The 22,148-nt window shown below is 70.9% G+C and carries 26 protein-coding genes; 15 read left to right on the top strand and 11 right to left on the bottom strand.

Annotated features, from left to right (window positions below; translation table 11 throughout):
* Nucleotides 1–48 precede the first annotated feature (48 nt).
* Together AC1ROY_RS16830 and AC1ROY_RS16825 are read left to right on the top strand one after the other, a co-directional pair.
* Entirely contained in the window at nt 49–1,221 is a 1,173-nt protein-coding gene (locus AC1ROY_RS16830; RefSeq protein WP_493150011.1) for an MFS transporter, read from the top strand.
* 135 nt (nt 1,222–1,356) lie between these two features.
* Entirely contained in the window at nt 1,357–1,722 is a 366-nt protein-coding gene (locus AC1ROY_RS16825) for a VOC family protein (protein ID WP_493150010.1), read from the top strand.
* Here the strand turns inward: AC1ROY_RS16825 and AC1ROY_RS16820 are convergent, their stop codons facing one another.
* The 3 genes from AC1ROY_RS16820 to AC1ROY_RS16810 form a co-directional block, all read right to left on the bottom strand.
* Nucleotides 1,723–2,043 carry a DMT family transporter gene (locus AC1ROY_RS16820; RefSeq protein ID WP_493150009.1) on the bottom strand — a complete coding sequence of 107 codons (321 nt, stop codon included), beginning with the start codon at nt 2,041–2,043 and terminating at the stop codon, nt 1,723–1,725.
* A 102-nt stretch (nt 2,044–2,145) separates the two neighbouring features.
* Nucleotides 2,146–2,532 carry a DoxX family protein gene (locus AC1ROY_RS16815; protein ID WP_493150008.1) on the bottom strand — a complete coding sequence of 129 codons (387 nt, stop codon included), beginning with the start codon at nt 2,530–2,532 and terminating at the stop codon, nt 2,146–2,148.
* A gap of 24 nt (nt 2,533–2,556) precedes the next feature.
* Nucleotides 2,557–3,477, bottom strand: coding sequence for a LysR family transcriptional regulator (locus tag AC1ROY_RS16810; protein WP_493150007.1), 921 nt, complete (start codon nt 3,475–3,477; stop codon nt 2,557–2,559).
* Between the two features lie 119 nt (nt 3,478–3,596).
* Between AC1ROY_RS16810 and AC1ROY_RS16805 the strand changes: the two genes are divergently transcribed.
* The 3 genes from AC1ROY_RS16805 (at nt 3,597) to AC1ROY_RS16795 (ending at nt 6,097) form a co-directional block, all read left to right on the top strand.
* Entirely contained in the window at nt 3,597–4,517 is a 921-nt protein-coding gene (locus tag AC1ROY_RS16805; RefSeq protein WP_493150006.1) for an alpha/beta fold hydrolase, read from the top strand.
* A 10-nt stretch (nt 4,518–4,527) separates the two neighbouring features.
* Nucleotides 4,528–4,875, top strand: a complete 348-nt coding sequence (locus AC1ROY_RS16800) for an ArsC family reductase (RefSeq protein ID WP_493150005.1) — start codon at nt 4,528–4,530, stop codon at nt 4,873–4,875.
* Nucleotides 4,876–5,002: 127 nt separating this feature from the next.
* Complete coding sequence (locus tag AC1ROY_RS16795; protein WP_493150004.1) at nt 5,003–6,097, top strand: sensor histidine kinase; 1,095 nt, start codon at nt 5,003–5,005, stop codon at nt 6,095–6,097.
* On the opposite strand, the gene AC1ROY_RS16790 is transcribed toward AC1ROY_RS16795, so the two are convergent.
* Nucleotides 6,094–7,035, bottom strand: coding sequence for a LysR family transcriptional regulator (locus tag AC1ROY_RS16790; protein WP_493150003.1), 942 nt, complete (start codon nt 7,033–7,035; stop codon nt 6,094–6,096). The two genes, AC1ROY_RS16795 and AC1ROY_RS16790, sit on opposite strands and share 4 nt — an antisense overlap.
* A gap of 108 nt (nt 7,036–7,143) precedes the next feature.
* Between AC1ROY_RS16790 and AC1ROY_RS16785 the strand changes: the two genes are divergently transcribed.
* Genes AC1ROY_RS16785 through AC1ROY_RS16775 form a run of 3 tightly spaced genes read left to right on the top strand, consistent with a single transcriptional unit; the run spans nt 7,144 to nt 9,222 of the window.
* A complete protein-coding gene (locus tag AC1ROY_RS16785; RefSeq protein ID WP_493150002.1) occupies nt 7,144–8,094 on the top strand; it encodes a Bug family tripartite tricarboxylate transporter substrate binding protein in 951 nt (316 codons plus the stop codon).
* Between the two features lie 17 nt (nt 8,095–8,111).
* A complete protein-coding gene (locus AC1ROY_RS16780) occupies nt 8,112–8,840 on the top strand; it encodes a DUF1028 domain-containing protein (protein ID WP_493150001.1) in 729 nt (242 codons plus the stop codon).
* A 13-nt stretch (nt 8,841–8,853) separates the two neighbouring features.
* Nucleotides 8,854–9,222, top strand: coding sequence for a nuclear transport factor 2 family protein (locus AC1ROY_RS16775; protein WP_493150000.1), 369 nt, complete (start codon nt 8,854–8,856; stop codon nt 9,220–9,222).
* A gap of 10 nt (nt 9,223–9,232) precedes the next feature.
* On the opposite strand, the gene AC1ROY_RS16770 is transcribed toward AC1ROY_RS16775, so the two are convergent.
* The 3 genes from AC1ROY_RS16770 to AC1ROY_RS16760 are packed head-to-tail and all read right to left on the bottom strand — an operon-like array spanning nt 9,233 to nt 11,162.
* Nucleotides 9,233–9,580 (bottom strand): hypothetical protein, encoded by a 348-nt coding sequence (locus tag AC1ROY_RS16770; protein WP_493149999.1) that lies wholly within the window; start codon nt 9,578–9,580, stop codon nt 9,233–9,235.
* Nucleotides 9,580–10,179 (bottom strand): hypothetical protein, encoded by a 600-nt coding sequence (locus AC1ROY_RS16765; RefSeq protein WP_493149998.1) that lies wholly within the window; start codon nt 10,177–10,179, stop codon nt 9,580–9,582. The genes AC1ROY_RS16770 and AC1ROY_RS16765 overlap by 1 nt, the downstream gene beginning before the upstream one ends.
* Before the next feature lie 53 nt (nt 10,180–10,232).
* Nucleotides 10,233–11,162: a LysR family transcriptional regulator gene (locus tag AC1ROY_RS16760; RefSeq protein WP_493149997.1), complete on the bottom strand. Its 930-nt coding sequence runs from the start codon at nt 11,160–11,162 to the stop codon at nt 10,233–10,235.
* Nucleotides 11,163–11,264: 102 nt separating this feature from the next.
* Here AC1ROY_RS16760 and AC1ROY_RS16755 point away from each other — a divergent pair, with 102 nt between their 5' ends.
* Both AC1ROY_RS16755 and AC1ROY_RS16750 read left to right on the top strand, forming a co-directional pair.
* Nucleotides 11,265–12,014, top strand: a complete 750-nt coding sequence (locus tag AC1ROY_RS16755; RefSeq protein WP_493149996.1) for a 3-oxoacyl-ACP reductase family protein — start codon at nt 11,265–11,267, stop codon at nt 12,012–12,014.
* Between the two features lie 11 nt (nt 12,015–12,025).
* Nucleotides 12,026–12,610 (top strand): NADPH-dependent F420 reductase, encoded by a 585-nt coding sequence (locus AC1ROY_RS16750; protein ID WP_493149995.1) that lies wholly within the window; start codon nt 12,026–12,028, stop codon nt 12,608–12,610.
* Here AC1ROY_RS16750 and AC1ROY_RS16745 read toward each other — a convergent pair.
* Nucleotides 12,603–13,592: an NAD(P)-dependent oxidoreductase gene (locus AC1ROY_RS16745; protein WP_493149994.1), complete on the bottom strand. Its 990-nt coding sequence runs from the start codon at nt 13,590–13,592 to the stop codon at nt 12,603–12,605. The two genes, AC1ROY_RS16750 and AC1ROY_RS16745, sit on opposite strands and share 8 nt — an antisense overlap.
* 116 nt (nt 13,593–13,708) lie before the next feature.
* Between AC1ROY_RS16745 and AC1ROY_RS16740 the strand changes: the two genes are divergently transcribed.
* Nucleotides 13,709–14,098 (top strand): c-type cytochrome, encoded by a 390-nt coding sequence (locus AC1ROY_RS16740; RefSeq protein ID WP_493149993.1) that lies wholly within the window; start codon nt 13,709–13,711, stop codon nt 14,096–14,098.
* Between the two features lie 97 nt (nt 14,099–14,195).
* Nucleotides 14,196–14,987, top strand: a complete 792-nt coding sequence (locus AC1ROY_RS16735) for an HpcH/HpaI aldolase family protein (protein ID WP_493149992.1) — start codon at nt 14,196–14,198, stop codon at nt 14,985–14,987.
* Nucleotides 14,988–15,049: 62 nt separating this feature from the next.
* On the opposite strand, the gene AC1ROY_RS16730 is transcribed toward AC1ROY_RS16735, so the two are convergent.
* Entirely contained in the window at nt 15,050–15,706 is a 657-nt protein-coding gene (locus tag AC1ROY_RS16730) for a GOLPH3/VPS74 family protein (RefSeq protein WP_493149991.1), read from the bottom strand.
* 199 nt (nt 15,707–15,905) lie between these two features.
* Here AC1ROY_RS16730 and rutA point away from each other — a divergent pair, with 199 nt between their 5' ends.
* Together rutA and AC1ROY_RS16720 are read left to right on the top strand one after the other, a co-directional pair.
* Nucleotides 15,906–16,988, top strand: a complete 1,083-nt coding sequence (rutA, locus tag AC1ROY_RS16725; protein ID WP_493149990.1) for a pyrimidine utilization protein A — start codon at nt 15,906–15,908, stop codon at nt 16,986–16,988.
* Between the two features lie 29 nt (nt 16,989–17,017).
* A complete protein-coding gene (locus AC1ROY_RS16720; protein ID WP_493149989.1) occupies nt 17,018–17,614 on the top strand; it encodes a cation efflux transmembrane domain-containing protein in 597 nt (198 codons plus the stop codon).
* 10 nt (nt 17,615–17,624) lie between these two features.
* Here AC1ROY_RS16720 and AC1ROY_RS16715 read toward each other — a convergent pair whose 3' ends face one another.
* Nucleotides 17,625–18,605 (bottom strand): Bug family tripartite tricarboxylate transporter substrate binding protein, encoded by a 981-nt coding sequence (locus AC1ROY_RS16715; RefSeq protein WP_493149988.1) that lies wholly within the window; start codon nt 18,603–18,605, stop codon nt 17,625–17,627.
* 171 nt (nt 18,606–18,776) lie between these two features.
* Here AC1ROY_RS16715 and AC1ROY_RS16710 point away from each other — a divergent pair, with 171 nt between their 5' ends.
* Nucleotides 18,777–20,399, top strand: a complete 1,623-nt coding sequence (locus tag AC1ROY_RS16710) for an ABC-F family ATP-binding cassette domain-containing protein (RefSeq protein ID WP_493149987.1) — start codon at nt 18,777–18,779, stop codon at nt 20,397–20,399.
* Between the two features lie 81 nt (nt 20,400–20,480).
* Here AC1ROY_RS16710 and AC1ROY_RS16705 read toward each other — a convergent pair whose 3' ends face one another.
* Nucleotides 20,481–22,058, bottom strand: a complete 1,578-nt coding sequence (locus tag AC1ROY_RS16705) for a gamma-glutamyltransferase (RefSeq protein WP_493149986.1) — start codon at nt 22,056–22,058, stop codon at nt 20,481–20,483.
* Nucleotides 22,059–22,148: the final 90 nt, after the last annotated feature.

Raw genomic sequence — 22,148 nt, 5'->3', positions numbered from 1 at the left:
TGCGGCGCACCATCCTGGACGGATCGAACCCTCACCGGAGTCCGGGCCATGCCCATCGCCGTCCTCGCCCTCACCGCCGGTGCCTTCGGCATCGGCACCACAGAATTCATCATCATGGGCCTGCTGGTCCAGGTCGCCGAGGAGATGCAGGTCGCGATCTCGACCGCCGGCCTGCTGATCTCGGGCTATGCGCTCGGCGTCTTCGTCGGCGCGCCCGTGCTGACGCTGGCCACGCGCCGCATGCCCCGAAAATTCGTGCTGCTGGCGCTGATGGGCATCTTCACCCTCGGCAACATCGCCTGCGCCATCGCGCCGGACTACGCCTCGCTGATGGCCGCCCGCGTGCTGACCTCGCTGGCGCACGGCACCTTCTTCGGCGTCGGCTCCGTGGTGGCGACGAGCCTCGTGCCCGAGGACAAGCGCGCCTCGGCCATCGCGACCATGTTCGTGGGCCTGACGGTGGCGACGCTGCTCGGCGTGCCCTTCGGCGCCTGGCTCGGGCTGGAGCTGGGCTGGCGCGCGACCTTCTGGGCCGTGGCCGCGATCGGCGTCGCCGCCTTCGTGATCCTCGCGATCTTCGTGCCCGGCCATGTCGGCCGCGACGAGACGCCGACGCCGATCCGCGAGGAGCTGCGCGCCATGGGGCAGCCGCAGGTGCTGCTCGGCTTCGCCATGACGGTGCTGGGCTTCGCCGGCCTCTTCACGGTCTTCACCTACATCCAGCCGATCCTGACGCGGGTCACCGGCTTCTCCGAGGCCGCGGTCTCGCCGATCCTGCTGGTCTTCGGCGCGGGGCTGGCCATCGGCAACATCTGGGGCGGCAAGCTGGCCGATCGCGGGCTCGGGCGCTCGCTGATCCTGACCCTGGCGGGGCTGGCCCTGGTGCTGCTGATCCTGGCGCCGGCGCTGTGGTCGAAGATCCCGGCGGTGGTGATGCTGGCGGCGCTCGGCGTCGCGGCCTTCGCGACGGTGGCGCCGCTGCAGCTGCGCGTGCTGGAGAAGGCCGGGCCCGCCGGTCGGAACCTGGCCTCGAGCCTCAACATCGCGGCCTTCAACCTGGGCAATGCGCTGGGCGCCTGGGTCGGCGGCGTGACCATCGACCATGGGCCGGGCCTCGCCGCGCTGCCCTTCGCCGCGGCCGCACTGACCGGCGCGGGGCTGGCGATCGCGCTGGTCAGCCTGCGGATGGACCGCGTCGGCCGCGTCGTCGCCACGGCTTGACCGCGCTCACCCGCCGCGCCCGGCCCGGAGCTTGAGTAGGGTGTTGCGGGCGTCAGGGATCCCCGGAAATCCGGGCATGACAGCAGCCCCCGATCCGCCTATGCGGGAGGGCTGTCGTGGTCCGGAGGATCCTTCATGGCCGACTGGTATGCGCGCCCCGTCTTCTTCGTCGAGGCCGTGGAGCGCAGCGTCGCCTTCTACACGGAGAAGCTCGGCTTCACCGAAGGTCCGAGCTTCGCGGCGGAGGGACGCCTCCTCGTCGGCCAGGTCGACCGCCGGGGCTGCAGCATCATCCTCTCCTGCCAGTGGCCCGAGAAGAACGGCCGCGGCCGCATGTTCATCTCGCTCGAACTGGAGGAATGGGCCGGGCTGAAGGCCGAGTTCGGCGAGCGCGGCGCGCCGGTGAAGGACGGCTGGTGGGGCTCCGAGATGATGATCGTCGAGGACCCCGATGGAAACGAGCTGTTCTTCCCCCATCCGGGCGAGGCCAGCGAGGGCTGACTACGCGCTGGTGGACAGCTTCATCAGCACCAGCCCGGCGAGGATCAGCACCGCCGCGGCGACCCGCATCGGGCTCGCCGCCTCGCCCAGCACCATGACGCCGACGAGGAAGGCGCCCACGGCGCCGATCCCCGTCCAGACCGCATAGGCCGTGCCGAGCGGCAGCACGCGCATCGCCAGGGTGAGCAGGCCGACGCTGCCGACCATCGCCACCAGCATCACGATCGTGGGGGCCAGCCGCGTGAAGCCGTGCGACTGCTTCATGGCGAAGGCCCAGATGATTTCGAGAATGCCGGCGGCGACGAGATAGATCCAGGCCATGATACGGCCCTCCAGAGACAGGGCCGGGCCGTCCCGGACAGTGATACCCATGGCGGGGGAGGTCGTCCTCGCCCCTCGATATGGGGCCGCCGCGCGTCGGGTCTAGGGTGCGCGGAGGGGCATCAGCGCCCGCAGCCGGTCGTCGCGCAGCCAAAGGCCCAGCCAGGCGAGCGCGCCCAGATACACCCCGAATAGTGTGTGGCTGAACAGCGGATCCTCGACGCGCACATGGCTGGCGATGGCGCCGCCCATGACTGATGTCAGCAGCACCGCGCCGAGCACCGAGGTCCGCGGCACGAGGTAGAGGACCAGGATCACGAGCTCCAGGAGCCCGATCGGCCGCGCCACGCCGGCCGGGAAGCCGAGCGCCTGGAAGGAGTCGAGGACGGGCTGGATCGGGACCAGCTTGATCACGGCATCGAAGGCCAGGAAGACGCCGACCAGCCCGGTCAGTCCCCAGCCGATGCGGCGCTGCAGGGTGGATGGCATTCCGGTTCCTCCTTGCGCCGGAGCTTAGGCCGGCAGCCCCTTCTCCCAATAGGGTGGATCGCCGAAGGCCTTGCGCAGGTGGCGGATCAGCGCGCGCAGCTTGGCCGAGCCGCCGGAATCCTTGCGGTGGATGAGATGGACATCCGCCGGCTCGGTCCGCTCGCCGACATCGACGATCCGGAGCCGCCCGTCGCAGATCGCCTCATGCGCGATGAAGCTCGGCAGCAGGCTGACGCCGAGCCCGGCGATCGCGGCGTCGCGCATCACGATGCCGTTGTTCACCCGCAGCACGCTGCGCGGATGCACCGCGGCCGGCCCGATGTCCCGTCCCTCGGGGCCGAGGAAGCGCCAGTCCTGCGCGCGGTTGGTGTAGAGCACCGCGCGGTGCGCCTCGAGCTCCTCCAGGCTGCGCGGCGCGCCATGCGCCGCGAGGTAGGCGGGCGAGGCCACCAGCAGCCGCCGGCTCGGCGCGAGGCGCGTGGCGATCAGCCAGGAATCCTGCACGGCGCCATGGCGGATCACCGCGTCGAAGCCCTCGCCGGCGGCATCGACGAAGCGGTCGTCCAGCTCCAGCGCCAGCTCGATGCCGGGGTTCTTCGCGAGGAAGGGGTAGAGGGCGGGACCGAGATGCAGCGAGCCGAAGGTGACCGGCGCCGAGACGCGCAGCCGCCCCACCAGCTGGCCGCGCCGGGCCGCCATCTCGGCCGCGGCCTCCTCGCTGTCGCGGACGATGCGGCGGGCGCGTTCCAGGAAGGCCTGGCCGTCCTCGGTCAGGGTGAGGCGCCGCGTGGTGCGGTTCACGAGCCGGCCGCCCAGCAGGCGCTCCAGCTCCGACAGCCGCTCGCTCACCACTGATTTCGACAGGCCGAGCAGGCGCCCGGCGGCGCTGATGGATCCCGCATCGGCGACGGCCACGAAGGTGGCGATGCCGTCCAGCCTCATCATCGTTCGGAAATCCCGGACGCTTCGTCGTGAATTCGCCCTCTACTCCCGAACCCGCCAGGACGCCTAGTGTTCGCCCACAAGACGCCGCCGAGGGGCGACGCCAGACCGGAGTCCACCCCATGTTCCGCAGAATGCTGGCCGCTCTCGGCGGCCTCACCTTACTCGCCGCGCCGGCCCTGGCGCAGGTGCATCCCTTCCCCGCCGGCTTCCAGACCCGCGAGATCCCCACCAACGGCGTCACGCTGCATGTCCGCACCGGCGGCACCGGCCCGGCCGTGCTGTTGCTGCACGGCTATGGCGAGACCGGCGACATGTGGGGCGCGCTGGCGGAGGACCTGGCCCGCGACCACACGGTCATCGTGCCGGACCTGCGCGGCATGGGCCTCTCCTCCATCCCCGAGCGCGGCTACGAGAAGATGGTCCAGGCCGAGGACATGGCCGGGCTGCTCGATGCGCTGCGGATTCAGAGCGCCGAGGTCGTGGCACACGACATCGGCAACATGGTCGCCTTCGCGCTGGCCGCGCGGCATCCGCAGCGGGTGACGAAGCTCGTGCTGATGGACGCGCCCGTCCCCGGCGTCGGGCCCTGGGAGGAGATCCTGAAGAACCCGCTGCTCTGGCACTTCCGGTTCGGCGGGCCGGACATGGAGCGGCTGGTGGCGGGCCGCGAGCGCATCTACCTCGACCGCTTCTGGAACGAGTTCTCCGCGAACCCCGCCCGCTTCACCGAGGCCAGCCGCGAGCATTACGCGGCGCTCTACGCCCGCCCCGGCGCCATGCGCGCGGGCTTCGCGCAGTTCGCCGCCTTCGACCAGGACGCCATCGACAACCGCGCCGTCCTGGCCAATGGTCGGCTGACCATGCCGGTGCTGGCGGTGGGCGGGGAGAAATCCTTCGGGACGGCGATGGCCGAGGTGATCCGGGCCGGAGCGACGAACGTCACCGGGGCGGTCATCCCCGATGCCGGGCACTGGCTCATGGAGGAGCAACCCGCCGCGACGGTCGCGACCGTCCGCGGCTTCCTGGACAGGCGCCCATGAGGACGACGACGTGACGACGACGATCTACGGCATCAAGAACTGCGACACGATGAAGAAGGCGCGCGCCTGGCTGGACGCCAGGGGCGTGCCCTACGCGTTCCACGACTACAAGGCCTCGGGCATCGAGGCCGCGACGCTGAAGGCCTGGGCCGGCCAGGTGGGCTGGGAGAAGCTCTTGAACCGAGCCGGCACGACCTTCCGCAGGCTGCCCGAGGCGGAGCGGGAAGGCATCGACGAGGGCAAGGCCATCGCGCTGATGGTCGCGCAGCCCTCGATGATCAAGCGGCCCGTGCTGGCGGACGGGAAGAGCCTGCTGGTCGGCTTCTCGCCCGAGTCCTATGCCAAGGAATTCTCCTGAGCCCCAGCCCACCGGGGCCGCCCGGCGCTTGCAGGGACACTGGCAAAGGCCGAAACAAGGCTTGGTGCGGAGATCGAAGTGCCCTTCCGCGTCGCGACGACCAGTCCATGAAGGTTCCATTCGGCCCATGACGACCTCCGACGACGAACTGACGCCGCTCGGGGAGCTGCTCGATACGCCGGACCTCGCGGAAGCGCTGGACAGCGACCGGTTCAAGCAGTTCCTCGACCACCTGCCCTTCGCGATCGCCGTGGCGGAGCTGCATCCGCAGGAGCGGATCACCTACGCCAACCCCGAATTCCAGCGCCTCGCCGGCGAGGACGCGACGCAGATCGTCGGCCGGCCATGGAGCCTGGTGGCCGCCGTCGCCGCGGCCGCCGACGGGGAGCGCAAGCTGATCGAGGCCCTGGACACCGTCGCGGCCAAGGCCGGACAGGATGATTATGTGGGCCTGTTCCAGATCCTGCACGGCGCGACACCGCTGACGGTCGATGTCTGGCTGAACCTGATCCAGAACGACCACGGCGCGCCGGTCTTCCGCCTCCTGGCGCTGGCACAGAGCCGCCAGCGCGATCCGGCCGAGCTCGAAGCCTATGAGAAGCGGGTGAAGGAGAAGGACACGCTCCTGCGCGAATTGCAGCACCGCGTGAAGAACAACCTCCAGATGATCACCGCGCTGATCCGGCTCGAGACGCGCAACATTCCGGATGACGCCGCGGGAGATGCCTTCGAGCGCCTGGCCGGGCGCGTCGAATCCCTTGCGCTGCTCTACCGGTCGCTCGCCGACCAGGGCGAGGGCGAGACGATCGACCTCGGCATCTACCTCAGCCAGATCGCCGCCGCCGTGATGCGCGCGCATGCGGTGGAGGGCATCCGGCTCGACCTCAAGGTCGATGCCTGGCCGGTCTCGGTGAATGTCGCGATGCCGGCGGGGCTTGTGGTCAACGAGCTGCTGACCAATGCGCTGAAGCACGCCTTCGAGGGGCGCGAGGGCGGGACGATCACCCTGCACAGCCTGGTCGATGCAGAGGGCTGCCGCGTCGTCATCGCCGATGACGGGATCGGCCTCGCCGAGGGCGTGCAATGGCCCAAGCCGGGCCGGCTGGGCGCGATGATCGTGCAGTCGCTCCAGCAGAATGCCGGAGCGAGCGTGGACGTCGTGTCGTCGCCGGGCCGTGGGATGCGGGTCACGATCCGCTTCGCGCGGGTGGATGCGGTTTAGCCGGCCGGCCGAGGGGATCCGGGCGGCAAGGAGAAATCGCCCGCCTCCAGCCAGCGCGCCACCTCCTCGCGGACGGCCTCCGTCAGCCGGCGCGTCGCCATCGAGGCGGGCCGGTCGGTCGGCTCGGCCAGATACAGGATCCGCGTGATCGCGGGCCCGCGCAGCGGCGCGGCGCAGAGCCGCCCCTGTGCCAGCTCCTCCCGCACCGCCTGCCGCGAGGCGAGCATCTGCCCCACGCCGCCCAGCGCCAGGGCCTTCTGGGGCGCCAGCGCCTCCACCTCGAAGCGCACGTCGAGCGCCAGGCCGCGCGCCGCGGCCAGCGCCTCCAGCCGCTGCCGGAAGGGGTTCTTCGGGCTCGGCAGCGCCAGCGGCACCTCGCCGAGATGGCGGAAGGGCAGCGGCCGGTCGGCGCGGTAGCCGGCGGCCGGGGCCGCCACCAGCACCATCTCCTCCTGGAGCAGCGGCGTCAGCGCCATGGCGCGGGCCGGCGCGGGATCGAAGACCAGCGCAAGGTCGGCCTCGCCGGCCAGCAGAACCTCGCGCAGATGGTCCGCGAAGCCGCCGACGAAGCGGATGTTCACCGCCGGATGCGCCGGGATGAAGCCGCGCGCGAGGCCGGCGCTCAGCCGCTCGAGCAGCAGCCAGGGCAGGCCGATGGTGACGCGGCCGGAGACCGCGCCGCTCAACGCGCGCATGTCCGCGCGAAGCTGGGCGAGGCCGTGCAGCAGGGGCGCGGCGCGCTCGCGCAGCACGCGCCCGGCCTCGGTGAGCGCGAGGCCGCGGCCGTGCCGGCGGAAGAGGGCGGTGCCGAACTCCTCCTCCAGCAGGCGCATCTGGCGGCTCAGCGCCGTCTCCACGATGCGCAGCCGGACGGCTGCCTGGCGCAGGCTGCCCTGCTCGGCGACCTCGAGGAAGGTGGTGAGCTGGCGAAGGTCCATGGCGTCCAAGCCTGCGAATTCGGTGAAGTCTGGCTCCGCTATATTATCATGGGAAGCAGGTCTCGACCTCCCTAGGCTTCGGGTGTCCCCCGCGGAGTGTCCCGACGCATGCTGAGCCGCCGCCTCGCCCTCGCCCTGCCTCTCGCCGCGCCCGCCGCGGCGAGCGCCCAGGGCTTTCCGAGCCAGCCGATCACGCTGGTCGTGCCCTATTCGGCCGGCGGCATCACCGACATCCTGGCCCGGCTGGTGGCGGAACGGCTCTCGGCGCGGCTCGGCGTGCCGGTGGTGCCGGACAACCGGACCGGCGCCGGCGGCCTCATCGCCGCCCAGGCCGTGGCCCGCGCGCGGCCTGACGGCTCCACGCTCTTCATACACAGCAGCGCCATCCTGGTGGTCGCCGCCAACACGCCGGACCTGCGCTTCGATCCGATGCGGGAGCTGGTGCCGGTCGCCTTCGTCGCCGGCCTGCCCAGCGTGCTCACGGTGAACCCCGCCGTCCCCGCCCGGACCATGCCGGAGCTGCTGGCCTGGCTGCGCGCCAATCCCGGCCGGGCCAATTGCGGCAATCTCGGCGAGGGCGGCAACGACCATCAGGGCTGCCAGGCGATCGAGCGCGCCGCCGGCAGCCGGATGGAGCACCTCACCTATCGCGGCCTGCCGCCGCTGGACCTCGACCTCGTCGCCGGCACCATCCAGATGAATATCGGCTCAGCACCCGTGCAGCTTCCGCTGGTGCGCGAGGGCAAGCTGCGGCTCCTCGCCGTCGCCACGGCCGAGCGCGTCCCGGATCTGCCGGACGTGCCGACGCTGCTGGAATCCGGCGTGGCCTACGACGCGCTGGCGAGCAACGCGATCTTCGCGCCCGCCGGCACGCCGGCCGCCATCGTCGCCCGGCTCAACGCCGAGATCGCCGCCATCCTGGCCGAGCCCGCGGTGCGCGAGCGGGTGGAGCGGACGGGCGCGATCCTCGGCCCGCCGGACACGGAATCCCTGCGCGCGCGATTCCAGCGCGACTGGGATCGCGCGCGCGCCGGCCGCCCGGCGGGAAGCGCCGGATAATCCCTGGGAGGAACGACATGACCTATTCCATCGCCGCGCGCTGCCCGCGCAGCGGCCAGTACGGCGTCGGCGTCGCCACCTACTCGCCCAATGTGGGCGCCAACGTCCCGCTCGTCGTGCCGGGGCATGGGGCCGTGGCCTATCAATGCGTGGCCTCGCCGCTCCATCGGGCGCTGGCGGGCCAGCTGCTCGCGGAAGGCATGACGGCCGAGGCCGCGCTGGCGCGGCTCGCCGCGGAGGACCCGCACTGGCCGAGCCGGCAGGTCTCGCTGGTGGACCGGGCTGGCAGCGTCGCGGCCCATACCGGCGAGCGGGCGCCGGCGCATGCGGGACACCGGCTGGGCGAGGGCTTTCTCTGCGCCGGCAATGTTGTGACGGCGAGCTGCGTGGACGACGCCTTCGAGGCCTTCGCGGCCACGCAGGGCAGCGGCCTGCCCCTCGCCGAGCGGCTGATGCGCGCGCTGGAGGCCGGGGCACGTTCCGGCGGGCAGGAAGAGGGGCTGACCTCGGCCGCGCTGCTCGTCTACGGGACGGACGATTTCCCGTTGGCCGACCTGCGCGTAGACCTGCACGACACGCCGGTGAAGGAGCTGCGGCGGCTCTGGGACTTCATGGCGCCGCTGGAGGGCTTCTACGTGCAGCGCAAGACCGATCCGACGGGCCTGCCGCGCTGGTGGCAGCGGCGGATGGAGCTGATGCCCGGCTGGCAGCCGAACCACCTGATCCGCGTGATTCCGCAGCAGTAGAGGCGCTCAGGACATGGACGACCTCACCCTGCTGACGGCCTTCGCCGCGGCCTGGAACCGCCACGACCTGGAGGGGCTGCTCGCACTGGTGACGGAGGACTGCGTCTTCGAGACTGCCGCGGGACCGGAGGCGCATGGCACCCGCCACCAGGGCAAGCCGGCGCTGCGCGAGGCCTTCCCCGCCGCCTGGCGAATCTGGCCGGATGCGCGGTGGGAGGCGCCCGTGCATGTGCCCGCGGGCGACCGCGCCTTCAGCGAGTGGACCTTCCGCGGCACCGACCGCGAGGGGCGCATGACGGAGGTCCGCGGCGTGGACCTCTTCGAGATCCGCGACGGGCTGATCGCGCGGAAGGACACCTATCGGAAGGTCAGGAGCGGCTGATCCGCCGGGGTCAGCGGCTGCCGCGCCGCGGCGGCCGGGGCGGCTTGCGGCTGAGCGCCCAGTCCCGCGAGGCGCCGATCATCGCCAGGACCCGTTCCGGGTCCTGGCTGTCGTAGCGCACCAGCAGGGCCGGCCAGCCCTGGTAGTGCCGCGTCTGCCAGAAGGTCGCGGGATCGGTCTCCAGCAGCATCAGCTTCGCGTCCTCGCCGATGTGGAGCACGAAGCTGCCCGCCTCGCGCCCGGGGCTGATGAGCGCGTGGCCGTTCGCCTTCACCGTCGGCTTGCCGAAATACGTGCCGGGCTCCGTGTCCGGAAGCGACAGCGCATGGGCGGCGACGGCGGACCAATCGAGCGCCATCAGGCCCGGATCCAGGTCTCCGAGAAGGCCAGCATCGCCGTCGAGATGCGCTGCCCCGCGATGTCGCGCGGGATCGGCGCGCCCGGCCGGACCTGGCCGTTCACCGTGACGGTCGCCTTGTCGCAGCCGACGAAGAGGCTGGGCATGTGGTGCTTGCCGGTAGCGGACTGCGCGGGCGACAGCGCGAAGCAGAAGGGCTTCCCGAGGCCCGACCAGTCCAGCTTCACCGTCACGTCGCCGGCCTTCACCGTCTCGCCGTAGCGCGTGATGGCGTCGCCATCCGCCTCCACGCTGTCGAGCTTGCGGAAGGTCAGGGAGGACAGCCCGGCCAGCCCGCGCCAGGCGCCGAAGTTCGAGACGTATTCCGCGATCAGCCAGCGCGCGAGCGGCTCGTTGTCGGTCAGGCAGAGATTGCCCGGCGAGCCCTCCTGCGGCGACTGCAGCAGCACCAGCGCATGCCCGCGCCCGTGCGGCGAGAGCATCACGCGGAAGAAGGAGGCCAGCGTGGTGAAGGGGCCGCTCGGGTCCTCCTTCAGGGAGATGCCGGGATTCTCGCCGGTCCATTCGACGGTGCCGGGAAAGAGGGTCGTCTCAGCCATGGGTTTGTTCCTCCTGGGGCCGCCATTGGTGCCGCGCGGCGGGCGCGCGTCAATCAGCCGAGGCTGCCGGCGAAGCGCTCGGCCAGCCGCTGTTCCCGGAACGATTCGCTGACATGGTCCACGAAGGCGCGGGTCTTGGCCGGCATCAGCGTGCGGTGCGCGTAGTAGAGCGAGATCGCCCCCGCATCGGCGTACCAGCGCGGCAGCACGCGCCGCAGCGCGTCGCTTTCCAGATGCGGCAGCGCGTCCGGCACGGCGACCAGCGCGACGCCCAGGCCGAGCACCGCCGCCCGGCAGACGGCGGCCGTGTCGGAGAGCATGGTGCGCTCGTCCATCAGGGCGGCCATCTCCTCACCCGCCGCGTCGCGCATCACCCATTGGCGGATGCGGCCGGTGCTGGGCGAGCGCATCACGATGCCGTCCAGCGCAGCGAGGCCCGAGGGATCGGCGACGGGCGGCCTGCCGTCGAGATAAGCCGGCGACGCGACGGCGATGATGTGCGCCGGCGCCAGGCTGCGCGCGATCATGCCGGGCGAGAGCTCGAAGCCGCCGCCGATGGCCGCATCGAAGCCCTCGGCGATGAGGTCCACCTGGCGGTTCTCGAAGCTCCAGTCGGGGCGGATGCGCGGGTGGCGCGCGAGGAACCCGGGCAGCAGCGGCAGGATGTGCTCGAGGCCGAAGCCCAGGCTGACGCTGACCTTCAGCGTGCCGGAGGGCTCCGCCTCGCCGGAGGAGGCGTCGGCAATCGCGGCCTGCAGCCCTTCCAGCGGCGAGGCGATGCCCTGCAGGAAGCGCTCGCCGGCCTCGGTGAGGGTCAGGCGCCGGGTGCTGCGCTGGAAGAGCCGCTGGCCGAGGTTGCGCTCCAGCATCGCCACGTTGCGGCTGACCGCGGCGGGCGTGAGGCCGAGGCGCCGCGCGGCGGCGGAGAAGCCGCCGGCCTCGGCGCTGAGCCGGAAGGATTCGAGGTTGGTGAGGGTTTCCATCCCGCATTCTCAAGAATTGCTTGAGAATGATAACATTCATTTCCGGCTAATTGGAATGGAGTGGCGGCGCGATATCGGAGGCACCAAGCCAGGAGCCTTTCGATGACCTATACCCTCCCCCTCGCCGGCAAGACCGCCCTCGTCACCGGCGGTTCGCGCTCCATCGGCGCCTCCATCGCGCGGCGGCTGGCCGCCGACGGCGCCCAGGTCGCACTGACCTACAGCGCCTCGCCGGAGAAGGCGCAGGCCCTCGTCGCTGAGATCGGGGCCACCGGCGGCGCGGCGCTCGCCCTCCAGGCCGATGCCGGCGATCCCGCGGCGGTGCGCGCCGCCGTGGCGCGCACCGTCGCGCGCTTCGGCGGGCTCGACATCCTCGTGAACAACGCCGGCATCGCGCTGGGCGGCCCGATCGAGACCATCGGTTTCGAGGACTACCAGCGGATGGTCGCGGTGAACGTCACGGGCGTCTTCGTGGCGACGCAGGAGGCCGCCCGGCACATGAAGGAGGGCGGGCGGATCATCCAGATCGGCTCCTCCATGACGCGCTATGCCGCCTTCGGCGGTGCCTCGCTCTACACGCTGACCAAGGGCGCCGTGGCCGGCTTCAACCGCGGCCTGGCGCGCGACCTCGGGCCGCGCGGGATCACGGTCAACACGGTGCATCCCGGTCCGACCGACACGGACATGAACCCCGATGGCGGGCCGGTCTCGAAGATCGTCGGCCCCGGCATGGCGATCGGCCGCTACGGCCGGCCGCGGGAGATCGCCGCCGCCGTCGCCTTCCTGGCCAGCCCGGAGGCGGGCTTCGTCACCGGCGCGGAGATCGTCGCCGATGGCGGCTTCACGGCGTGACGGAGATCGAGATGAGCATCGGCATCATCGGCGCCGGCCGGATCGGCCAGGCCTTCGCCACCCTTCTCGCCCGCCACGGCATTCCCGCGGTGATCGCCAACAGCCGCGGGCCGGAGACGCTGGCCGGCATCGCGACCGGCTCCATCCGCGCCGGCACGCGCGAGGAGGCCGCGGCGCAGGGCATCGTCCTCGTCGCGGTGAACTGGTCGAGGCTGCCGGCCGCGCTGGCGGGGCTGGACCTCGCCGGGCGCATCGCGATCGACGCCAACAACCCGATCGAGGCGCCGCTCTTCCGGCCGGCGGAGCTGAACGGCCGTGCCTCGACGGAGGTGTTTTCCGGGCTCGTGCCCGGCGCCCGCGTGGTGAAGGCGTTCAACCATCTGGCGCCGGGGCTGCTCGCGGCCGAGCCGCCCGCGGGCGGGAAGCGCGTGCTGTTCCTGTCCGGTGATGACGCCGCCGCGCGGGCGGAGGTCGCGGCGCTGATGGAGCGGCTGGGCGCGTTCCCGATGGATCTCGGCCCCCTGGCGGCGGGAGCGCGGCTGATGCAGTTCCCGGGCGGGCCGTTGCCCGGCCAGAATCTGGTGCGGTTCAGCTGATCCCCAGCCGCGACAGCCGATGCGCCTCCGCCGCATTCACCGCCCCGTCCGGCAGCTTGCCGGCGGCCAGCGAGGCGATCTGCCGCACCGTGTCCATCGCCTGGTGATAGGCCGCCTGGGGTGTCACGCCGCCGATATGCGGCGTCGCCACCACGTCCGGGCGGCGGGCCAGGCGCGGGCTCGGCTTCTGGTCGGGCGCACGTCCGACATCCATCGCGGCGCCGCCGAGATGGCCAGAATCGAGCGCCGCCTCCAGCGCCTCCTCGTCCACCAGCTCCCCGCGCGAGAGGTTGATGAAGAAGGCACCCTGCTTCATCCGCGCGAAGGCGGCGGCGTCCATCAGGTTCGCGGTCTCCGGGCTGGAGATGGCGAGGCAGAGGAGGAAATCGGCCTGCGCCTGCACCTCCTCCAGGCTCGTCTCCGGGCGGACATAGGGATCGTGCACCAGCACCGTCATGCCGAGCGCCCGGGCGATCTCCTCCACGCGCCTCGCGATGCGCCCGTAGCCGATGATCCCCAGCGTCGAGGCCGAGAGCTGCACGTTCCGCACCGCCGCCGGATCGCCGCCCGCGCGATAGGCCTGGCCCATGCGCGAGATGCCGCGGGCGAGGTCCACCATCATGCCGATGCCGAGCTCGGCCACGGCATCCACGAAGCCCGGCGTCGCGCGCGTCACCAGGATGCCGTGCGACGAGGCGGCCGGCACGTCGATCGTGCTGATGTCCACCGCGCAGCGCAGGAAGGCCACGAGATCCGGCGAGGCCGCGAAGGTCGCCTCGGTACCGGGCGAGCCGCGGAAGGCGATGATCGCCTGGCAGCCCTTCGCCGCCTCGGCCAGCTCGGCGTCCCGCAGATTGCGGTCGGTGGTGTTGCGGACGACGTCCGCGTGCTTCTGCAGCTCGCCCAGCGCGTGGTCGCCGAAATAACCGGCGAAGGTGTCGGTGCCGTGCGAAAGGAAGACCTTCAGTCGGTTGCCGGTCATGGTGTTCTCCCTGGACGGCCAGGATGCGGGCAAGCGGCAGCGCCGTCCACCTCGCCCCCGGCTTGCCGGATCGGCCCGAGGGGCCACAATGCAGGCAAGGTGATGGGAGTGGGTGGATGCGGTTCTCGATGATGATGGCAGGTCTGCTGGCGCTCGCGCCCATGGGCGCGATGGCGCAGGACGCGGAGGCGGGGCAGCGCGTCTTCAACCAGTGCCGCGCCTGCCACACCATCAACCAGGGCGGCCGCAACGGCGTGGGGCCGAACCTCTTCGGGATCTGGGACCGGGCGGCGGGCGCGGTCGAGGGCTTCCGCTACTCCGCGCCGATGCGCGAGCGCGCGGCGGCGGGGCTGGTCTGGAACGAGGAGAACCTGCGCGCCTACATCACGGATCCCAAGGCCATCGTGCCGGGCGGGTCGATGTCCTATGTGGGGCTGCGCAACGAGGAGCAGCGCAACAACCTGATCGCCTATCTGCGGCAGGCGAGCACGGCGGCGGCCAACTAGCCGACCGGATACCGCGCGTCCCTGGCTGCATGTGCCCGCTTGTGCGCGGGGCCCCCAACTCTACAAGTCCAGGCGACATATGTTGGGGGCTGCGTCGTTGGCGATCATTCTGGAAAATCCGGTCAAGCGGAAGCTGGCTGCCGGCGGCTGCGCCCTGGGCCTGGCGGTGCATCTGATCCGCTCGGCGGAGATCGCGCGCATCGCCAAGGCGAACGGCTACGACTTCCTGTTCCTTGAGGTGCAGCACGGGCTGTTCACGCTGGAGACGCTCGGCCACATCGCCCAGGCGGCGCTGGCGATCGGCATCGCGCCGATGGTGCGGGTGCGCGGCGTGCACGATCCGGACGTTCAGGCTCTGCTCGACAACGGCGTCACCGGCATCATCTATCCCGACGTCAACACCGTCGAGGAGGCGAAGCGGGCGGTGCGGACGGTGCGCTTCGCCCCGCTCGGCCGGCGCAGCGTGACCGGCACCTATCCGCATTTCGACTTCCGCCCGCTGCCGCCGGCCGAGGCCCTGCCGGCGCTGGAAGCGGCGACCCTGCTGGTCTGCATGATCGAGGCGCAGGAGGGGGTGGAGAACATCGAGGCGATCGCCGCGGTGCCGGGGATCGACGTGATCTATGTCGGGCTGAACGACCTGCTGCTCGACATGGGCAAGGCCGGTCAATACGCCGATCCCGCGCTGCTCGCCGCGGTCGCCCGGGTGGAGGCGGCCTGCAAGGCCAACGGCAAGTATTTCGGCATGGGCGGCAACCGCGACCCGAAGGCGCAGGCGGCGGCGATCCGCCGGGGCTCGCAGTTCATGAGCACCCAGACCGACATCGCCATGCTGTCCTCCGGCGCCGCGGCCTGGATGCGGGGCATCCGCGAGGCGCTGGAGGATTAGGCGGAACGCCCTTCAGCGCCGGGCGGCGCCGAAGCGGCGAAAGATCCGGTCTTCGCCGGCGCTCAATGCGCCCCGGCGAAGGCCAGCATCATCGCATAGACCTCGCGCGTCACCGCCGACAGCGTGCGTCCCAGCTCCTCCAGGTCGGCCACCTGATCCACGCGCTTGCCGACGGTCTCCTGCTCGGCCGGCGTCAGGATCAGCGGGATGATGCCGCTGGCGCGCGCCAGGCCGATCATCAGCGAATCATGCGGCTCGGGGATGTCGTCCTCCAGCAGCACCTTCCGCAGGCGGGCGCGCACTTCGAGCACCTCGGTCTCGCCCTCGGCGGCCTTGGGATAGCGGCGGTCGGGGAAGACCCAGAGGAAGCGGCCCTCCTCCTTCTTCAGCACGCCCTTGGCCACGAGGCGGTCGAGGATCATCGCGCGGTAATGGTCGCCCTGGCGGCCGATCTCGACGATCCAGTGGCGGCTGTCGCGCATGCCGAGATTGGTCGAGATCATGGTCAGCGCCTCGTCCAGCACGGGGTCGCCGGAGGGCTTGTGGCTGGTGACCATCAGCCGCTCGGGGTCGGTGTCGATCCGGTTGTCGAGGGAGAGCTGCATGAGGATGGCGCTGGCGATGGCATAGTCGCCGGCGGGCGCGGGCAGGCCAATGGGACGGCCCGTCTTGTCGTCGAGCAGGAGGAGCATGATCTCCTCCGGCATGGTGAGCTTCATGGCTGGTCCTCCAGGCGGTGGCCGCCGCCGGGCGGTCCCGGGGCAGATTCGGGCGCGATGTTGTTCGCCCGCGCGGCCGCTGTCCAGCGTGGTCATGCCGCCCGGTCACCCCGGGCTGGCCGTGGCGCATGGCATATGCCTTGCTTGCCCCGGCAGCAGGGCCGGCAGGGCCGGTGCAAGGCGAGAGGGCGATCAGCGCATGGATATCGGCGTCTTCATTCCCATCAACAACAATGGCTGGCTGATCTCGGAGAACGCGCCGCAATACATGCCGAGCTTCGAGCTCAACAAGCAGGTGGTGCAGAAGGCCGAGGGCTACGGGCTCGACTTCGCGCTGTCGATGATCAAGCTGCACGGCTTCGGCGGGAAGACCGAGTTCTGGGACCATGGGCTCGAGAGCTTCACGCTGATGGCCGGGCTGGCGGCGGTGACAAGCCGGATCAAGCTCTTCGCGTCAACGGCGGTGCTGACCATTCCCCCGGCGATCGTGGCGCGCATGGCGGCGACGATCGACAACATCTCGGGCGGGCGCTTCGGGGTGAACATCGTCTCGGGCTGGCACAAGGTCGAGTACAGCCAGATGGGGCTCTGGCCCGGCGACGCCCATTTCGGCAAGCGCTACGACTACAGCACCGAATACGTGCAGATCCTGCACGAGCTCTGGGAGACGGGGCATTCCGACTTCAAGGGCGAGTATTTCCAGATGGATGCGTGCAAGCTGAGCCCCCGGCCCAGCCAGCGGCCGAAGATCGTCAGCGCCGGCCAGTCGGACCGCGGGATGGAGTTCGGCGCCACGTATTGCGACTATAATTTCTGCCTCGGCGAGGGCGTGAACGAGCCGACGAAATCGGCCTCCGTGCCGGCGCGCGTGCTGGAGCATGCGCAGAAGACCGGGCGCGACGTCGGCGCCTACATGCTCTTCATGGTGGTCGCGGCCGAGACGGACGAGGCGGCGATGGCCAAATGGGACAGCTACGAGAAGGGCGCCGACCGCGCGGCGCTGCAGCACCTGCTGGGCCATGCGGCGCATGACGTGAACACCGAGGCGACCTCGATGGCGGCGGTGGTGCAGCGCAACCCCTCGCCGATCAACTTCAACATGGGGACGATCGTCGGCAGCCCGGCGAGCTGCGCGCGCATGCTCGACGAGGTGGCGGCCATGCCGGGCGTGGCCGGGATCATGCTGTGCTTCGACGACTTTCTGGGCGGCATGGACATGTTCGGCACGCAGATCCAGCCGCTGATGCAATGCCGGAAGGACCGGATGCCGCTCGCGGCGTAAGGGCCGGCAGCCCCTGAAGGAACAACGGCGTGCCCGCTGACAGCCTGACCCCGGCCCTGCGGCGCACCGTCATCGCCGTCGCGCTGCTGAACCTCGGCTATTTCGGCGTGGAGTTCGCCGTGGCGCTGGCCATCGGCTCGGTCTCGCTCTTCGCCGACAGCGTGGACTTCCTGGAGGACGCCTCGATCAACCTGCTGATCGCGCTGGCGCTCGGCTGGACGGCGCGCCAGCGGGCGCGACTCGGCATGCTGCTGGCGGGCATCCTCCTCGTGCCGGGCCTGGCGACGCTCTGGACCGCCTGGGAGAAGTTCAACCTGCCCGCCGCCCCGGAGCCGGCGGCGCTGACGCTGGCTGGGCTCGGCGCGCTGGCCGTCAACCTGACCTGCGCCTGGCTCCTGGCGCGCCACCGCCATCACGGCGGCAGCCTGACGCGGGCGGCCTTCCTCTCCGCGCGCAACGACGCGGCGGCCAATGTCGCGATCATCGCCGCGGGGCTCGCGACCGCCTTCGTCTGGCGCTCGGCCTGGCCGGATCTGGCCGTGGGCCTGGCCATTGCGGCGATGAACGCCGATGCGGCGCGCGAGGTCTGGACGGCGGCGCGGGAGGAGCACCGCGCCGCCGCCTGACCCTCGGCCGCTACGCCGCCGAGATGTTGTAGCGCCGCGCGACCGTGGTCCATTCGGTGATCTCGGCCCTGATCCGGTCCGTGAAGCCCGTGCCCATCACCGGCGTCGCCGGCGGCATGGTCTGCAGGTCCTCGAAGCGCGCGACGAGCTCGGGCCGGGCCAGGATCTGCGGGATCAGCGCGGAAAGCCGCTGCACGATCGGCTGCGGCAGGTTCTTCGGCGCCGAGAGCCCGAGCCACTGCGCCGAGGTGAGCCGGGGAAAGCCCTGCTCGGCGAAGGTCGGGATGCCCGGCAGCGCCGGCAGCCGCTGCGGCGTGGAGATGCCGAGGCAGCGCAGCGAGCCGTCCTTCAGCATCTGCACGTTGGTGGTGACCGGGTCGATCATGCTCTCGATCTGGCCGCCCATCAGGTCCTGGAGCGCGGGCGCGCTGCCGCGATAGGGCACGTGGTCGAGGTTGGGCGCGTTGGCCTCGCCGGAGAGCATCGCCCCCAGCAGATGCGGCGCCGAGCCGATGCCCGAGGAGCCGAAGCGCACCGGCTGCGTGCGCGCCGCCGTCACGTACTGCTCCAGCGTCCGGTAGGGCGAATCGGCCTTCACCAGCAGCACGTTCGAGGCCTCCACCAGCAGGCCCATATGGGTGAAGTCGGCGATGGGGTCGAAGGGCAGCGAGGGCAGCGTCGCGGTGGAGAAGACATGCACCGAGGCGTGGCTGACCAGCAGCGTGTAGCCGTCGGCGGGGGCTTTCGCGACATAGTCGGTGCCGATGACGCCGCCCGCGCCGGCGCGGTTCTCGACCAGGACCGTCTGGCCCAGCGCTTGGCTCATCGACGGCGCCATGAGGCGGGCGATGGTGTCGACCAGGCCGCCAGGGGGAAACTGGGCGACCAGGCGGATCGAGCCGCGGGTCGGCCACGCGGCGCCCTGGGCGCGGACGAGGGCGGGCGTGCCGAGAAGTCCGGCAGAGGCTCCAAGAAGGGCGCGACGATGCATTTTTTGTAATCTCCCGTTCAGCCTTCCTGCCGAAGGATTGCGCAGGGTGCTGGCAATCCCGACCGGAAGGGGTGTCCCGGGACTGTCATCGCAAGCGGCGTGCCGGGCCTATCCTCGGGCGGCGCGGCTGGGCATAAGCGCGCCGCAACTGTTCCCGGCCCTCGCCCTTCCATGATCCGCCTCGACAACATCAGCAAGCAGAACGGCCAGCAGCTCCTCTTCATCGAGGCCTCGGCCGCCCTCCAGAAGGGCGAGAAGATCGGGCTCGTCGGGCCCAACGGTGCCGGCAAGTCCACGCTGTTCCGGATGATCACGGGGCAGGAGCCGCCGGACGAGGGCCAGGTGCTGGTCGACCGCGGCGTCAGCATCGGCTTCTTCAGCCAGGACGTGGGCGAGATGTCCGGCCGCAGCGCGGTCGCGGAGGTCATGGACGGCGCCGGCGACGTCAGCACCGTCGCGGCCGAGCTGGCGGAGCTGGAGGCGGCGCTCGCCGATCCGGACCGCATGGACGAGATGGACAGCCTCATCGAGCGCTTCGGCGAGGTGCAGGCGCGCTTCGAGGACCTGGGCGGCTACGCGCTGGAGGGTCGCGCGCGCGAGGTGCTGGCCGGCCTCAGCTTCAGCCAGGAGATGATGGACGGCGACGTGGGCGCGCTCTCCGGCGGCTGGAAGATGCGCGTGGCGCTGGCGCGCATCCTGCTCATGCGCCCCGACGTCATGCTGCTGGACGAGCCCTCCAACCACCTCGACCTGGAAAGCCTCATCTGGCTGGAGCAGTTCCTGGCCGGCTACGAGGGCGCGCTGATGATGACCTCGCACGACCGCGAGTTCATGAACCGCATCATCAACAAGGTGATCGAGATCGACGGCGGCAGCCTGACCTCCTTCTCCGGCGACTACGAGTTCTACGAGCAGCAGCGCGCCATGAACGAGCAGCAGCAGCAGGCGCAGTTCGAGCGGCAGCAGGCGATGCTGGCCAAGGAGATCAAGTTCATCGAGCGCTTCAAGGCGCGCGCCTCGCATGCGGCGCAGGTGCAGAGCCGCGTGAAGAAGCTGGACAAGATCGAGCGCGTCGAGCCGCCGAAGCGCCGGCAGGTGGTGAGCTTCGAATTCCAGCCGGCGCCGCGCTCGGGCGAGGATGTCGTGAACCTGCGCGGCGTTCACAAGCGCTACGGCCACCGCGTGATCTACGAGGGGCTGGACCTGCTGGTGCGCCGGCGCGAGCGCTGCTGCGTGCTGGGGGTGAACGGCGCGGGCAAGTCGACGCTGCTGAAGCTGGTGACGGGCTCCACCGATCCCGACGAGGGGAGCGTCACGCTCGGCGGCAGCGTGAAGATGGCCTATTTCGCGCAGCACGCGATGGAGCTGCTGGACGGCAATCAGACCGTCTTCGAGGCGCTGGAGGAATCCTTCCCGCGGGCGGCGCAGGGCTCGCTGCGGTCGCTGGCAGGATGCTTCGGCTTCTCGGGCGACGAGGTGGAGAAACGCTGCCGGGTGCTCTCGGGCGGCGAGAAGGCGCGGCTGGTGATGGCGAAGATGCTCTACGACCCGCCCAACTTCCTGGTGCTGGACGAGCCCACGAACCACCTGGACATGGCGACGAAGGAGATGCTGATCACGGCGCTCTCGCAATACGAGGGCACCATGCTCTTCGTCTCGCACGACCGGCACTTTTTGGCGGCGCTGTCGAACCGCGTTCTGGAGCTGACGCCGGAGGGCATCCACCAGTATGGTGGCGGCTATACCGAATACGTGGCGCGCACGGGCCACGAGGCGCCAGGGCTGCACGGGTAAAGGGGGCCAGGGCCAAAAGCCCTGGCGGGGGTTGGCGCCGAAGGCGAGACAACCGAGGGGCGGAGCCCCTCGATCTTGTTTTTACTCCGCGATCGCCGCCGACCAGGGCGACATCACGTCCGACACGCCCACCCGCATCCCGCCGCGCTGCAGGATGAGGTTCGGGCAGGCGAAGTTGCCCGGTGCCACCGTGTGCTCGACCAGCTCGACTTCGGCATCCGCCGCCAGCGCGGAGAGCGTCGCCTCTCCCAATCGCTTGTCGGCCATCACGCCTTCCGGCCCGTGCACGTCGAGGCGCGGGTGGTGCGCGGCGGCTTCCGGCTCCATCGCGAAATCGGCGACGTAGGTGTACTGCTGGAACACCGCGGCCATGATCTTTCGGCCGCCCGAGGCGCCCAGGGCGATCTCCGGATTGCCCTTCGTGTCCAGCGCGATCACCGGGCACATGTTGCACAGCGGCCGCTTGCCCGGCGCGATGGCGTTGGGGCTGCCGGGCTCGGGGTCGAACCACATCACGCCGTTGTTCATCAGCACGCCGGTGCCGGGCAGGACCACGCGGCTGCCCATCGACGAGAGCAGCGTCGTGGTCATCGCGATCATCATGCCGTCCTTGTCGGCGACGGTGAGATGCGTGGTGCAGCTGTCGGCGCCGACAGGCTCGGCCTCAGTGGGCGTGTCGTCGCCCAGGCCAGCGAGGCGCTCGGCGTAGGAGGTGCGCAGGGAGCGCGCGAGATAGGCGTACCAGGCCGCGTCCGGCACGGCGCCGTAGGGCGCGTCCTCCATCATCGCGAGCAGGCGCTTGAGCGTCGGCGCGGCGGTGAGGCCGTTGGCGAGCATGAGCCGGCGGCCGCGGAAGGTGGCTTCCATGGCCGGCAGCACGCGCGCCTCGCAGGCGGCGAGGTCGGCGGCGGTGACGAAGCCCTCCATCGCCTTCATGTCGGCGGCGATCGAGGCGGCGATGTCGCCCTTGTAGAAGTCCTCGAGGCCGGCGGTCTGCAGCCGCTCCAGCGTGTCGGCGAGGCGGCCCTGGCGGAAGTGGCCCGAGGCGCCCTGGTAGGGGGGCACGGGGGGCAGGCCGTTGGGCAGATAGATGCGCGCGCTCTCCTCGTAGAGCCGCAGCACGGAGGCGCTGTTGGCGATCTTGAGCGTGGTGAACCAGTCCTGCGACAAGCCGCGCTTAGCGAGCGCCACGGCCGGCGCCAGCACGTCCTTGATCGGCATGCGGCCGTAGCGCTTGTGCAGCAGCGTGTAGCCGGCGACGGCCGAGGGGATCAGCGCCGATTTCGGCCCGTGGATGTTGATGTCACCCACGACCTCGGGCCAGGAGAAGAGGTCGTTCTTCATCTTCCCGGTCAGCGGATAGGCGGAGGCGTCGAGGCCTCGCGGCGCCACCGGTCCGAAGTCGAAGGTCTCGGCCGGGCCGCCCGGCTGCATCACCTGCGTGAAGCCGATGCCGCCGAGGCCGGAGTTCCAGGGCTCGACCGTCGCCAGCGCGAAGGCCGCGGCGACGGCCGCATCGGCCGCCGTGCCGCCGGCGCGCAGGATGGCCACGCCCGCCTCGGCCGCGTCGCGCGACTGGCTGGCGACGATCCCCTTCTCGCCCCGGCCGGCGGGCTTGCGCACGTTCCAGTGCTGCGTGGTGTGCGGAGGGAGGTCCATGGGCGCGTCCTTCGTTTCGGTAAGCTATCCTGGGCCTTAACCGCTGAATTCGGCAAGCCGGCCGCCCCTTTCCCGCCAGGGGATTGCCGG

This window comes from Roseococcus sp. GW821-FHT12F05 (assembly GCF_058806835.1).
Note: the sequence above shows the minus strand (reverse complement) of the source record. Positions and strands in the feature narration are given on the sequence as shown.

Excerpts from the sequence above, each read along its gene's own strand:
- AC1ROY_RS16760 (WP_493149997.1), bottom strand. The coding sequence starts at position 11,162 with ATGGAAACCCTCACCAACCTCGAATCCTTCCGGCTCAGCGCCGAGGCC.
- AC1ROY_RS16740 (WP_493149993.1), top strand. The coding sequence starts at position 13,709 with ATGCGGTTCTCGATGATGATGGCAGGTCTGCTGGCGCTCGCGCCCATG.
- AC1ROY_RS16780 (WP_493150001.1), top strand. The coding sequence starts at position 8,112 with ATGACCTATTCCATCGCCGCGCGCTGCCCGCGCAGCGGCCAGTACGGC.
- AC1ROY_RS16705 (WP_493149986.1), bottom strand. The coding sequence starts at position 22,058 with ATGGACCTCCCTCCGCACACCACGCAGCACTGGAACGTGCGCAAGCCC.
- rutA (WP_493149990.1), top strand. The coding sequence starts at position 15,906 with ATGGATATCGGCGTCTTCATTCCCATCAACAACAATGGCTGGCTGATC.
- AC1ROY_RS16745 (WP_493149994.1), bottom strand. The coding sequence starts at position 13,592 with ATGACCGGCAACCGACTGAAGGTCTTCCTTTCGCACGGCACCGACACC.
- AC1ROY_RS16805 (WP_493150006.1), top strand. The coding sequence starts at position 3,597 with ATGTTCCGCAGAATGCTGGCCGCTCTCGGCGGCCTCACCTTACTCGCC.
- AC1ROY_RS16715 (WP_493149988.1), bottom strand. The coding sequence starts at position 18,605 with ATGCATCGTCGCGCCCTTCTTGGAGCCTCTGCCGGACTTCTCGGCACG.
- AC1ROY_RS16775 (WP_493150000.1), top strand. The coding sequence starts at position 8,854 with ATGGACGACCTCACCCTGCTGACGGCCTTCGCCGCGGCCTGGAACCGC.
- AC1ROY_RS16820 (WP_493150009.1), bottom strand. The coding sequence starts at position 2,043 with ATGGCCTGGATCTATCTCGTCGCCGCCGGCATTCTCGAAATCATCTGG.
- AC1ROY_RS16790 (WP_493150003.1), bottom strand. The coding sequence starts at position 7,035 with ATGGACCTTCGCCAGCTCACCACCTTCCTCGAGGTCGCCGAGCAGGGC.
- AC1ROY_RS16810 (WP_493150007.1), bottom strand. The coding sequence starts at position 3,477 with ATGATGAGGCTGGACGGCATCGCCACCTTCGTGGCCGTCGCCGATGCG.
- AC1ROY_RS16795 (WP_493150004.1), top strand. The coding sequence starts at position 5,003 with ATGACGACCTCCGACGACGAACTGACGCCGCTCGGGGAGCTGCTCGAT.
- AC1ROY_RS16830 (WP_493150011.1), top strand. The coding sequence starts at position 49 with ATGCCCATCGCCGTCCTCGCCCTCACCGCCGGTGCCTTCGGCATCGGC.
- AC1ROY_RS16815 (WP_493150008.1), bottom strand. The coding sequence starts at position 2,532 with ATGCCATCCACCCTGCAGCGCCGCATCGGCTGGGGACTGACCGGGCTG.
- AC1ROY_RS16770 (WP_493149999.1), bottom strand. The coding sequence starts at position 9,580 with ATGGCGCTCGATTGGTCCGCCGTCGCCGCCCATGCGCTGTCGCTTCCG.
- AC1ROY_RS16755 (WP_493149996.1), top strand. The coding sequence starts at position 11,265 with ATGACCTATACCCTCCCCCTCGCCGGCAAGACCGCCCTCGTCACCGGC.
- AC1ROY_RS16750 (WP_493149995.1), top strand. The coding sequence starts at position 12,026 with ATGAGCATCGGCATCATCGGCGCCGGCCGGATCGGCCAGGCCTTCGCC.
- AC1ROY_RS16710 (WP_493149987.1), top strand. The coding sequence starts at position 18,777 with ATGATCCGCCTCGACAACATCAGCAAGCAGAACGGCCAGCAGCTCCTC.
- AC1ROY_RS16785 (WP_493150002.1), top strand. The coding sequence starts at position 7,144 with ATGCTGAGCCGCCGCCTCGCCCTCGCCCTGCCTCTCGCCGCGCCCGCC.
- AC1ROY_RS16825 (WP_493150010.1), top strand. The coding sequence starts at position 1,357 with ATGGCCGACTGGTATGCGCGCCCCGTCTTCTTCGTCGAGGCCGTGGAG.
- AC1ROY_RS16765 (WP_493149998.1), bottom strand. The coding sequence starts at position 10,179 with ATGGCTGAGACGACCCTCTTTCCCGGCACCGTCGAATGGACCGGCGAG.
- AC1ROY_RS16730 (WP_493149991.1), bottom strand. The coding sequence starts at position 15,706 with ATGAAGCTCACCATGCCGGAGGAGATCATGCTCCTCCTGCTCGACGAC.